The following is an 11,296-nucleotide window of genomic DNA, read 5'->3' on the forward strand; positions in this document are numbered from 1 at the left end:
TTAATTAAATGGAACAATCAAACACACCTCAGCAAAATCAAACAACACAAAACAAATTCACTAATTGGTTAAAAACGTCAATCACCGCTCGTATGCTCATGGTTGGATTTTTGGTCATTATACTTCTGATACCTCTTTCATACATCAACAGTTTAATTAGAGAACGTTCCTACAGACAGTCTGATGTCGTAAGAGAAATAAACGGAAAATGGGGAAACAACGTTTTAGTTTATGGCCCTATGCTTAAAATCCCTTATAAAACTTATACAGAGACAAAAACTTATAACGAAACCACAAAGACTTATCTCACAGAAACTAAAACTTTTATTAAACACGCGTATGTATTTCCCGAAAAACTTGACGCCGATGTCACTGTAAACTCCAAAACATTAAATCGAGGAAACTTTGAATCTGCTGTATTTACAACAAAAATGGATTTTTCAGGTCATTTTATTCCTACAGATTTAAGTTCTAAAGACATCAAAGAAGAGGATATAATATGGGAGAAGGCTACAGTTATCATAAAAACATCAAATCTTAAAGGTATTAAGAGCGAAATGGTATTGAAGTTAAATGACGCCTCATACAGCTTTCAAACTAATTTCAATTCAGACAACTCAAATAAACAATCAAATTTAGATGTTTTAGAATCTGGATTTATAAACGCAAAACAACTTAGTGATACTATTGACGATGCTTTTAGTATTAAAATGGCCTTTAATGGTAGTGAACAAATAGACATCATCCCTATCGGAAAAACAACAACTATGTCCATGGAATCTAACTGGGCTGACCCAAGTTTTGTTGGTAATTACTTGCCTAATGACGAGACAAAAACAATTACAAAAGATGGCTTTAAGGCCGATTGGAAAGTGCTTCAAATAAATCGTGCTTTTTCTCAGCAACACTTAAATTCTATTCCAAACCTTAATCGCTTTGCTTTTGGTACAAAGTTTATGGTTATGGTTGACGAATATCAAAAAAGTGAACGTTCGGCTAAGTATGGTTTTCTAGTTATTGGACTCACATTTCTAATTTTCTTTCTTATTCAAACCATGAGCAAGATTCATATTCACCCTTTTCAATATTTAATGATTGGATTGGCGTTAACCATGTTCTACACCTTATTAGTTTCCATTTCCGAGCATAGTAATTTCTTAAAAGCCTACTTAGTTGCAGGAATCTCAGTAGTAACTCTAATTACGCTTTACTCTAAATCTATTTTGAAGAGTTTTAAGTTTTCGAGCTTTATAGGTGTTTCATTATCTGCCTTATATGCTTTTATATATGTGATTATTCAATTAGAGAATTATGCCTTATTAGTAGGCAGTATTGGGCTTTTCTTAATTCTAGCAAGTGTCATGTTTGTATCACGAAAAATAGATTGGCATAACGATTAATTAGTTGGTGGTTAGCCTCGTTCCGCTTTTGAATCATCAAAATGAACGAGGTTTAATTTAACACGCGATATGAAGAACAACATCAATATTACCGGAAGACTAATTGCTTTACTCAGTTTTTTTATTGGCACAATGCTTTTAGCCTTTTATCTATATTTTGGAGAATCTACTGTACAAATACATGTCGCTATTTTCTTTATAGTGATAGCCTTTATTTTCAACACTATACTATTTGCAGTAATTCTTGGCGCTACACTACTTAATAAGACCAACAGAATTGAAGGCCTAAAAACCTTAGCCATTATGCTGTGCAATATTCCTATATCAATTCTATATTTCTATATGGTCATTACATTTCCTGGACATAAACTACTATTATGAAGCTGAAATTAAACATACGTTATCTCGCATTTGCAACTACCCTATTTATAATCGAGGCTTGCATTGCTATCTTCCTTAAATCTGGATTTATAAGGCACACGTTTGGCGACTATCTCGTTGTTATCCTTTTATATTGCGGATTAAGAGGAATCAGTGATTTAGGTGTTTGGCGAAGTGCTATTTTAGTCCTTATCACTTCTTTTATAATTGAGTTTCTTCAACTCACTTCAATCTTAGCGGTACTTAATTTAGATAATAACAGCCTCGCAAAGTTAGTCTTTGGTACAACTTTTCAGTTTACAGATTTGATAGCTTACGCTTTAGGCATCATAACTGTTTTGATTTTTGAAACAAACTATCACATACGATTAGCATGAAAAGATTCCTTGTAAAAAAATATGACACCTTATCTGTATTAATTTCTGCCATCTGCATGAGCGGACTATTACTTATACTTCGTGTAAAACTAAACAAGTCATTTTTCTACTTATTCCTAGTTTGGAATATTGTTCTAGCCATAGTTCCTTATGCTATAACTATGTATTTAAGCTCTGTAAAACTAAATAGATTAAAACTAATATTATGGTTTTGTGTTTGGGTATTATTTCTTCCCAACGCGCCATACATCATAACAGATTTACTGCATTTGCGCGTAAGCAATTCGTATATGCTATGGTTAGATATCTTAGTGATATTATCCTTTGCTGGTACAGGCCTATTGTTATTCTTCTTATCTCTAAATGACATGAGACTATTGCTAAACCTTCACTTTAAAAAACTACAAACAAAGTACCTGATGACGGTTATTGTATTTCTTTGTGCTTTTGGCGTTTATTTAGGAAGATATCTACGCTACAACTCTTGGGAAATACTAAGTAAACCACAACGTTTATTTTCGGATATCTTAGAAATGATTACAAATCCTTTTAATAACTCTGAAGCTTGGTTGTTTACATTTGGATTTGGAATTTTCTTGTATGTTGGGTTTAGAATCTTTAGAAAACTCTACTCCTTTCCATCTACATAATCCTGAAGATAGTTGTAACGTTTAGTCAATTTACCGTCCGAAGTTGTCATTTTAGCGCGCTGTAAAATGCCATCTTTGTCGTCATTAAAAAAGGCAGGAATAACATGCTCTAAAAATGCATCTCCAAAACCTTCACTAGCGTCTTTTGGAAGTTCGCATGGCAAATTATCTACTGCCATAACGGTGATTGCGTCATTGGCGTTAAAAGCAACTTCTGCTTCAGTTTGTGGGTTGTAACCATAAAAAGGGTCTGCAATAGTCGATGGGCGAATAGTACTTGCCACTGGACCATCAATATCGCAACTTACGTCAGCCACTAAATTTATTCTGAAATCAGGATGTTTAGCATCTTGCCTAGTGAATAAATACGGAGCGCCATCACCATAAAAATGACCAGCTATAAAATAATCGGTTTGTTTGGCGTACGGCATAAAATTACTCTCGTAACCACTTGGGTCTTTGTAAAATGCGTACTTCTCACCTACTTTTCCGTCTTTGCGTTTGGCATATTCCATAACATCTGCCATACAATAAACAGGTTCTGTAAATTCTGAAGTGAGATACAATGCATCACTGACTTGCTTTATACCCAAATGGTCTAAAATTTCTTTTGCACCATAGGCCACTTTTCCTGTTCCTGTAAGTAATATTTTTATATTCGGAAGTATGATTTTATCAAGTTCGGCTTTTACAGCGTCTAAATCAGAAAGACTTTCAACTTTTGGTAGATTGAATAATCCGTCTCGCAAACCTAAGGCTCTAAAACCATTATATGCGCCAACTAAGCCAGCATAGCGGCCAAAACCAATTAAACGTGCTCCGCTTCGCTTTACAATAGTTTCATGGTCATACATTTCTATGCCCTTATCTAACATAGCTTGGAGTAGCTTTCGGTTATAAGGTTGCTTTTTTATGGTATGTGAGAAATAGAAATATTTTTTATTCGGAATTAAATGGTCTATTGGCACTTCTTTTACACCAATCATTACATCGGCATCGCTGACATCATCTGTCACTTTAAAACCCAAATCGGCATAGGCTATGTCAGGAAAAATTCGGATATCAGACGATTCTACCATGAATTCGGCATTAGGGAACTGCGCACGAGCCTCGGCTAATTTTTCTGGTGAAAATACAACACGACGGTCAGGCGGATTTTTACGTTCTTTGATTATGGCGAATTTCATACAAAATAATTTCAGCCAAAATTAAGATTATAAAACGGTAGAACAAATATTTTTAAGAATCAACGCGCTCTACCTCGCTTTCGCTTTTTAAAACTTCGGTTCCATCATCTTGGATGATAAGAAGTGCTTTATTTCCAGATTCACCTTTGCGAGTAATTTCATTGCCTTGAATAGTTTTTGTAACAGATTCGGCATAAGCTTCTTTTACTTTACCAGTTGCTGTTCCATTTCCCCATTTCCATTTTACTTCTGTTCCTTGTTTAATCATAATGTTTTGTTTCTAAAATAACAGATGCTAAAGAATTTATTTACTAATTCTATCCTAAAATTTTAATTAACATTTTTTAGCAAAGACTATTATTCTTTTGTTAAATACCGTCGAAAATTTCGTTTTACACAAAATTAATATAAATTGTTTAACCAATTAACCATAACATTAAACAATATGAAATTCATTAAAGAGGAAGACGAAGAAAGAAGAGATTACATTTTTCAAAAAGATAAGAAAACAATCTTTACAACAAGATTTGTAGTAGTAGCATTAGCTATACTTATAGTTGCGTTAATTTTTTCATACAATTATTTGAAATAGGCCAAAAGTACAAACTGAAATTTTCAACCAATAATTTATTTCTTGAAAAGAAAAAAACTAAGAAAATATCAAAATCTTGATTTTGTCTATAGCCTTATCAAAGAACCTGAGGAAGTAATTAATGTATTTGATTTGGTTTATGTAGATGCTTCTGCTTTGGTCATAAAAAGAAAAGCAGGGAAAAAAGGATTTGTCTATCTGTCAGCGAATAAACCTATTTCTGATAAAAAAGAAATAGACAGAATCGAACTATTAGCCATTCCTCCTATCTGGAAAAAAGTCAAGATTGCAAAAACATCCCAGGGCCATTTACAAGCCGTAGGTAGAGATGATAAGCAAAGAAAACAATACATCTACCACGAACTTTGGAAGAGAATAAGAAATCAGACTAAGTTTTTTAAAATGGCATCCTTTGGGAAGCAACTCCCTAAAATTAGAGAAAAAATTAATGCGGACATTAACCAAGAAGGTTGGCCAATTACAAAGACTATTGCACTTGTAATTAATCTTATGGAAGAGACACATATTCGCATAGGAAATAACCAGTATGCCAAGAAAAATAAAACATATGGTCTTTCTACTTTAAGAAAAAAACATATCTACCATCAAAAAGATTCTATAACGTTTCATTTCATAGGTAAAAAAGGAAAAGAACATAATATTGAATTGAATGATGATAAATTAATAAAGCTGGTAAATCAATGTGAAGAAATTCCAGGATGGGAACTCTTTAAATATTATGACGAAAATAATGAAAAGCAAACGCTAGAAAGCGGAATGATTAATGATTACCTCCATAATATCACCGAAGATATTTATACCGCAAAAGATTTTAGAACATGGGCGGCTACCGTTATTTTCTTTGAATCATTATACGATTTAGGACTTCCTAAAAAGAAAAAGAAAAGAAAAAAAAGAATTCTTAAAGCACTCGATAAAACTTCCGAAGCTTTAGGGAATACAAGAAATATTTGCAGAAAATATTATGTGCATCCTGCCTTAATAAATAAGTTTTTAACAGGTACAATTCAAGAAGATTTTGACACTTACAAGAATCTTGAGGAAAAAAATCACCTTTCTGCATCAGAACAAGCCGTATTACAATTAATCGAAAACTATGTACCTAGTTTTCTTACAACTTAAAAAATATAAATCATGAATGTATCAGAACAACTATTAGACATATTAAAAAATGAAGGCGTAAAACACATTTTTGGTGTTGCAGGTGATGCCTTAAATCCATTAGTAACTGCAATAGGCGAACAAGATGACATACAATGGATTGGCGTAAATCATGAAGGTAATGCCTCCTATGCCGCCTTTGCTCAAGGCGAACTAGGAGAAAATTTTGGCGTATGTGCTAGTACAGTTGGTCCTGGTGCGCTACATCTTGTTAACGGTTTGTATAATGCTAAAAAAGAACGCTCACCTGTTATTGCGATTACTGGACAAGTACCTGTAGAGCATTTAGGAACTAACTACCATCAAGAGGCTGATTTAACTAAGATATTTGATGATATCTGTGAACACCAAGCCGTCATCAGATCTCCTGAAGAAGCACCAAGAGTTATATCTCGCGCCATCCGAATTGCAATTAACAGAAAATGCGTTTGTCGTATTGAGCTGCCAGCAGATATTGCCAAAATGAGTGCCAAGAATCAAAACTTTGTTCACAAAACATTCAGGTCGTCTAGTACACTTGTTCCTAATCAGAATGCATTATTACAAGTGGCAAAAGCTATTAACGAAGCAGAAATTGTTGGAATATTAGCTGGAGCAGGTTGTAGAAATGCTAAAACTATTGTTCTCGATTTTGCCAAAAAGCTAAAAGCACCTATAACACATTCACTGCGTGCTAGCGATATTTTTGACCATAGTACAGAAAATGTTGTTGGACTAACGGGACTAATAGGAAATCCCGCTGGTTACAAAGGTGTAATGAAATCAGATTTATTAATCATGTTAGGTACAGATTTTCCGTACACGGATTTTTTACCTGATAAAACAAAAACTGTGCAGATTGACGTCCGAGCCGAAAATATTGGAAATAGAACTGCAGTAGATTATGGACTACACGGCCATATTAAAGAAACCCTAGAGGCTTTAATTCCGCTTTGTAATGAAAAATTAAATTCTGAATTTGTTGATGAACTTGTAGACAGTTTTAAATCTTGGAAAAAGTCTAATACCAAAAAAGCTGACCCATCAAGAGACATGGAACCACTGCATCCGCACATTTTTGCAAGATTAGCAAGTGACCACGCTTCAGACGCTGCAATCTTTACAATCGATACGGGTACAGCCGCCATTTGGGCATCTAATTTTATGAATTTTCATTCGGATAGAAGAATAATAGGGTCATTCAATCATGGTTCAATGGCTGTTGGATTACCTGCAGCAATTGGTGCACAACTTCAGTATCCCAACCGCGAAGTTTGGGGATTAATTGGCGACGGTGCTTTTAATATGTCTTTACAAGATTTTAGTACAGCCGTGAAGTATAATTTACCAATAAAAATTATTGTATTCAATAATTCGCAATTAGGTTTTGTTAAAATTGAAATGGAAGAAGCAGGGCTAGCACCAAATATGGATGCGCTAGATGTCAATAATTTTAATTTCGCAGACTATGCGAAACTTTGTGGTGGAGATGGCGTACGTGTTACGCATGCAAAGGATATTGAAGATGCCATTATACAAGCAAAAAATGCAACAAAACCTTTTATAATAGACGCTGTTGTAACAAATGCAGAGCTAGCTTTGCCGCCAAAAATTGGATTTGAAGAAGCCAAAGGATTTGGTATCTCTAAAATAAAAGAATTAGCAAAAGCTATAAACGGAGATAAGCGCCAATGGGAAAACATTAAGCAAGAAATCGAAGCTTATTTTGATTAATTTTTGGAATAATTTTTGCTTAATAATTTGGTGGATTTAAGAGGTTGCACAACTTTTTTTGTAACTTCGCCGTCCTTTATTATTTAATGGGGTCGACTGGTTTTGACAGCGAGATTAATTAAATGGTAAGCACGTCGTGTAATGGTTTTGAAACACGTAAAAGGCTAGACCAAATTTTAAACGGCGAGAATAACTACGCTTTAGCTGCATAATCTGAATTACAGTAAGATTCGTGCTCATTCCTACTAGGTAGGAAGGCTAAATGTCTCCAGAAAGCCTTGGTTAGTGGCGTTCTTTTTAGAGGCATCGTAAAAATTAACTAAGAAAGCATGGCGCTTCGACGTGTTTTCGAGATTTAGAAGCTAAGTTGTAAGTAGGTTGTCTTTAGCCAGCTTATAATCGAAAAAATAAGAATAGACTAAACGTGTAGAAAGCCCTTTGGTTACTTGTTTGGACGAGAGTTCGATTCTCTCCGACTCCACCTTCGCTCTCCGAAGCCTTGTGCGTAGGAGAGCTTTTTTATATTTACTTAGCCCTTAGTCAAAGTCCTATTTTTTTTAGGAGAGCTTCGGTGGACTAGTCCACATCCAATGGTAAAGCTTTGAGGAAACGAAAAGCGTAGTAGGGCTTTTTAATGCTTGGAATTTTTTAATATAAATTATTAGAGCTTCGGTGGACACGTCCTCAATATTCCATAACTTTATAGTTATAATCTCATACGAAAATGAAGCTAACTTACGCTGTTTACATCTTAAAATGTTCAGATAACACCTACTATACTGGCTACACAACAAATATTGAAAACAGATTAAAAGCGCATAATAATAAAGAAGTTCATTATACCAAAAGCAGACTTCCAATTAAATTAGCCAATCTTATTCAATTTGAGAACAAACAGAAAGCTTATGACTTTGAACGATATTTAAAATCAGGTTCTGGAATTGCTTTTAGAAATAAAAGATTAGTATAATCAATGCGCAAAAAACACTGTCATATCTGCGAAAACGAATTCTCAACACTATTTCGCGTACAATATAAACAACCCAAAGAATGGGTTTTTGTTTGCGAACATTGTTTGCTAAATATTAAACCCAACAATCCGCATTACAAATACGGCGGTACTTGGAAGAAGTAATGTTTTAAAGCGCACAGCCATAAACTATAGTCATACTTTTGTGGTTTTTGTCTCTGTTAATTTTTATGATAGTGTTAGCAAACTAAAACAACATAGAGTCATTATCTTTACATAAAAAAGAACTATGCTTAATTGGAAAGACATCATCAACTTTGCTGTTAACGGCAATCCAGAACCAGATAAACGCGTCGAGAAAACCGAATCTGAGTGGAAATCACAGTTAACTCCAGAGCAATACAGAATCACTAGACAAAAGGGAACAGAAGCTCCTCATAGCGGAGCGCTCTGTACCGCTTACGATGAGGGTAAATACAACTGTGTGTGCTGTGACACGCCATTATTTGACTCTACTATAAAGTTTAGTTCTGGCACTGGCTGGCCAAGCTTTACACAACCTATTAAAGAGAACGCCATTAAATACAAAAAGGATACCTCTTACGGAATGGTACGTGTAGAAGTTATGTGTAACACCTGCGATGCGCATTTGGGACACGTATTTCCTGACGGACCAGAACCAAGTGGTTTACGCTATTGCATAAATTCAGAATCTATGATTTTAGAAAAAGCAGAAATCAATGAGTAAGAATATACAATTAGCAACAATTGGCGGTGGCTGTTTTTGGTGTACCGAAGCGGTGTTCCAAGAAGTAAAAGGCGTCGAAAAAGTAGTTTCGGGATATTCTGGAGGAAATGTACCAGGACATCCAACCTATCGCGAAATATGCTCAGGATTAACTGGTCATGCCGAAGTCATTCAAATTACTTTTGATGCGAATGTGATTTCGTATGAAGATATTTTAGTCATATTTATGACGACGCATGACCCGACAACTTTAAACAGACAAGGTGCTGATAGAGGTACACAATACCGTTCGGTCATTTTTTATCATGATGAAAATCAAAAAGAAATTGCAGAAGTAGTTTGTAAAGAGATTGCGCCATATTATGAAAATCCTATTGTAACGGAAATTTCACCATTAGATAAATTTTATGAAGCTGAAAAAGAGCATCAAGATTTTTACAGAAATAACCCTAATTATGGCTATTGTAATTTTGTAATTGACCCAAAATTGGCGAAACTTCGCAAATTACATTCAGATAAGTTAAAATGAACCTCAACATAAAACATAACTTCACTACAGAACTTCCTGCTGACCCGATACAAGAAAATTCTAGACGGCAAGTAAAAGAAGCCTGTTTTAGTTATGTAAAACCAAAAAAAACGTCCAAGCCCAAACTGATTCATGTATCAAAAGAAATGGCAAGTCAATTAGTCTTTTCTGAGGCTGATTTACAGTCTAAGGCGTTCTTAAACATCATGACCGGCAATACAGTTTTAGAAAACACTACGCCTTACGCCATGTGTTACGGCGGTCATCAGTTCGGGAATTGGGCAGGACAGTTAGGCGATGGTCGAGCTATCAATTTATTCGATGTTGAACATCAAAACAAACAATGGACGATTCAGCTTAAAGGTGCTGGCGAAACACCATATTCGCGTCAAGGTGATGGTTTAGCGGTTTTGCGTTCTTCCATAAGAGAATATTTATGTAGTGAAGCGATGCATCATCTTGGTGTACCAACCACACGTGCTTTATCATTAGCCTTAACTGGTGATAGCGTATTACGAGATATGTTATATGATGGCAATCAAGCCTTTGAAAAAGGTGCCATTGTATCTCGTATTTCTCCTTCATTTTTACGCTTCGGAAATTATGAAATTTTTGCAGCGCGTGGCGACCATAAGACTTTAAAAACGCTTGTCGATTATACCTTAAAACATCATTTCAGTCATTTAGGAACACCTTCAAAAGTGACTTATATTCAGTTTTTTAATGAAGTCATGCAACGCACTTTAGATATGGTAATCCATTGGCAACGTGTAGGATTCGTGCATGGTGTAATGAATACCGATAATATGTCTATTCTTGGCTTGACCATTGACTATGGACCATATGGCTGGCTAGAAGGTTTCGATTTTGGCTGGACGCCTAATACCACAGACACTCAAAACAAACGTTACCGTTTTGCCAACCAACCCAATATTGGACTCTGGAATTTATACCAACTCGCCAATGCACTTTATCCACTAATTGAAGACACAAAACCTCTTGAAACTATTCTCGAAAATTATAAATTGGGCTTTGAAAAGAAATCTTTCGAGATGATGAAATCGAAATTAGGTTTGTTTGAAGTTGATGAAAAGGACTTGAAATTGATTCAAGATTTAGAAGATATTTTGCAATTATCTGAAACGGATATGACTATTTTCTTCAGAAACCTAAGTAATTTCAAGAAAGATAATTCAACAATTGGATTAGAAGTAATTAAAGACGCTTTTTACAAACCAAACGAAATTAATGGAAATATAAAACAACAATGGCAAGATTGGTTTGACCGTTACCAGTTTAGATTAGAAAAGGAATCAATGTCCGATTCTGACAGAAAAATGAAGATGAACGCCGTAAACCCAAAATACGTGCTTAGAAATTATATGGCGCAATTAGCTATTGATGATGCTGATAAAGGCGATTACAAACGCATTGACGAGCTCTTCAATCTTTTAAAACAACCCTATTCTGAACAACCCGAAAACGAAAAATGGTTTGCCAAACGTCCGGAATGGGCAAGACACAAAATTGGTTGTTCTATGTTATCTTGCAGTTCATAACTTTTAGT

At 34.9% G+C, this 11,296-nt stretch carries 12 protein-coding genes and 1 other RNA gene; 11 read left to right on the top strand and 2 right to left on the bottom strand.

What is annotated here, in order from left to right; translation table 11 throughout:
• Positions 1 to 8 precede the first annotated feature (8 nt).
• From creD to BUB95_RS01380, 4 genes are all read left to right on the top strand, one after another.
• Complete coding sequence (gene creD / locus BUB95_RS01365; protein ID WP_073082004.1) at positions 9 to 1,400, top strand: cell envelope integrity protein CreD; 1,392 nt, start codon at positions 9 to 11, stop codon at positions 1,398 to 1,400.
• A gap of 69 nt (positions 1,401 to 1,469) precedes the next feature.
• Positions 1,470 to 1,781: a hypothetical protein gene (locus BUB95_RS01370; RefSeq protein WP_143185550.1), complete on the top strand. Its 312-nt coding sequence runs from the start codon at positions 1,470 to 1,472 to the stop codon at positions 1,779 to 1,781.
• Positions 1,778 to 2,158 carry a ribosomal maturation YjgA family protein gene (locus BUB95_RS01375; protein WP_073082010.1) on the top strand — a complete coding sequence of 127 codons (381 nt, stop codon included), beginning with the start codon at positions 1,778 to 1,780 and terminating at the stop codon, positions 2,156 to 2,158. The genes BUB95_RS01370 and BUB95_RS01375 overlap by 4 nt, the downstream gene beginning before the upstream one ends.
• Positions 2,155 to 2,808 carry a DUF1361 domain-containing protein gene (locus BUB95_RS01380; RefSeq protein ID WP_083573290.1) on the top strand — a complete coding sequence of 218 codons (654 nt, stop codon included), beginning with the start codon at positions 2,155 to 2,157 and terminating at the stop codon, positions 2,806 to 2,808. Before BUB95_RS01375 ends, BUB95_RS01380 begins: the two co-directional genes overlap by 4 nt.
• Here the strand turns inward: BUB95_RS01380 and BUB95_RS01385 are convergent.
• Positions 2,787 to 3,995: an NAD(P)-dependent oxidoreductase gene (locus BUB95_RS01385; protein WP_073082012.1), complete on the bottom strand. Its 1,209-nt coding sequence runs from the start codon at positions 3,993 to 3,995 to the stop codon at positions 2,787 to 2,789. The two genes, BUB95_RS01380 and BUB95_RS01385, sit on opposite strands and share 22 nt — an antisense overlap.
• 52 nt (positions 3,996 to 4,047) lie before the next feature.
• The gene (locus BUB95_RS01390; protein WP_073082015.1) at positions 4,048 to 4,263 is read right to left on the bottom strand and encodes a hypervirulence associated TUDOR domain-containing protein; all 216 of its coding nucleotides are present in this window, start codon (positions 4,261 to 4,263) and stop codon (positions 4,048 to 4,050) included.
• 366 nt (positions 4,264 to 4,629) lie between these two features.
• On the opposite strand from BUB95_RS01390, the gene BUB95_RS01400 reads away from it, so the two are divergent.
• From BUB95_RS01400 to BUB95_RS01430, 7 genes are all read left to right on the top strand, one after another.
• Positions 4,630 to 5,730, top strand: a complete 1,101-nt coding sequence (locus BUB95_RS01400) for a DNA topoisomerase IB (protein WP_073082021.1) — start codon at positions 4,630 to 4,632, stop codon at positions 5,728 to 5,730.
• Positions 5,731 to 5,742: 12 nt separating this feature from the next.
• Positions 5,743 to 7,482 carry a thiamine pyrophosphate-dependent enzyme gene (locus BUB95_RS01405; RefSeq protein WP_073082024.1) on the top strand — a complete coding sequence of 580 codons (1,740 nt, stop codon included), beginning with the start codon at positions 5,743 to 5,745 and terminating at the stop codon, positions 7,480 to 7,482.
• Positions 7,483 to 7,570: 88 nt separating this feature from the next.
• Positions 7,571 to 7,966, top strand: a transfer-messenger RNA (tmRNA) gene (gene ssrA, locus BUB95_RS01410).
• A 240-nt stretch (positions 7,967 to 8,206) separates the two neighbouring features.
• The gene (locus tag BUB95_RS01415) at positions 8,207 to 8,452 is read left to right on the top strand and encodes a GIY-YIG nuclease family protein (protein ID WP_073082027.1); all 246 of its coding nucleotides are present in this window, start codon (positions 8,207 to 8,209) and stop codon (positions 8,450 to 8,452) included.
• A 289-nt stretch (positions 8,453 to 8,741) separates the two neighbouring features.
• Complete coding sequence (gene msrB / locus BUB95_RS01420) at positions 8,742 to 9,200, top strand: peptide-methionine (R)-S-oxide reductase MsrB (protein WP_073082030.1); 459 nt, start codon at positions 8,742 to 8,744, stop codon at positions 9,198 to 9,200.
• Positions 9,193 to 9,729 carry a peptide-methionine (S)-S-oxide reductase MsrA gene (msrA, locus tag BUB95_RS01425; RefSeq protein WP_073082033.1) on the top strand — a complete coding sequence of 179 codons (537 nt, stop codon included), beginning with the start codon at positions 9,193 to 9,195 and terminating at the stop codon, positions 9,727 to 9,729. The genes msrB and msrA overlap by 8 nt, the downstream gene beginning before the upstream one ends.
• On the top strand, positions 9,726 to 11,288 hold the full coding sequence (locus tag BUB95_RS01430) for a protein adenylyltransferase SelO (RefSeq protein WP_073082035.1): 1,563 nt from the start codon (positions 9,726 to 9,728) through the stop codon (positions 11,286 to 11,288). The genes msrA and BUB95_RS01430 overlap by 4 nt, the downstream gene beginning before the upstream one ends.
• Positions 11,289 to 11,296: the final 8 nt, after the last annotated feature.

This window comes from Winogradskyella jejuensis (genome assembly GCF_900129745.1).
Classification (GTDB): Bacteria; Bacteroidota; Bacteroidia; order Flavobacteriales; family Flavobacteriaceae; genus Winogradskyella; species Winogradskyella jejuensis.

Coding starts and splice junctions, on each gene's coding strand:
- creD (WP_073082004.1), top strand. CDS start 9: ATGGAACAATCAAACACACCTCAGCAAAATCAAACAACACAAAACAAA.
- BUB95_RS01370 (WP_143185550.1), top strand. CDS start 1,470: ATGAAGAACAACATCAATATTACCGGAAGACTAATTGCTTTACTCAGT.
- BUB95_RS01375 (WP_073082010.1), top strand. CDS start 1,778: ATGAAGCTGAAATTAAACATACGTTATCTCGCATTTGCAACTACCCTA.
- BUB95_RS01380 (WP_083573290.1), top strand. CDS start 2,155: ATGAAAAGATTCCTTGTAAAAAAATATGACACCTTATCTGTATTAATT.
- BUB95_RS01385 (WP_073082012.1), bottom strand. CDS start 3,995: ATGAAATTCGCCATAATCAAAGAACGTAAAAATCCGCCTGACCGTCGT.
- BUB95_RS01390 (WP_073082015.1), bottom strand. CDS start 4,263: ATGATTAAACAAGGAACAGAAGTAAAATGGAAATGGGGAAATGGAACA.
- BUB95_RS01405 (WP_073082024.1), top strand. CDS start 5,743: ATGAATGTATCAGAACAACTATTAGACATATTAAAAAATGAAGGCGTA.
- BUB95_RS01415 (WP_073082027.1), top strand. CDS start 8,207: ATGAAGCTAACTTACGCTGTTTACATCTTAAAATGTTCAGATAACACC.
- msrB (WP_073082030.1), top strand. CDS start 8,742: ATGCTTAATTGGAAAGACATCATCAACTTTGCTGTTAACGGCAATCCA.
- msrA (WP_073082033.1), top strand. CDS start 9,193: ATGAGTAAGAATATACAATTAGCAACAATTGGCGGTGGCTGTTTTTGG.
- BUB95_RS01430 (WP_073082035.1), top strand. CDS start 9,726: ATGAACCTCAACATAAAACATAACTTCACTACAGAACTTCCTGCTGAC.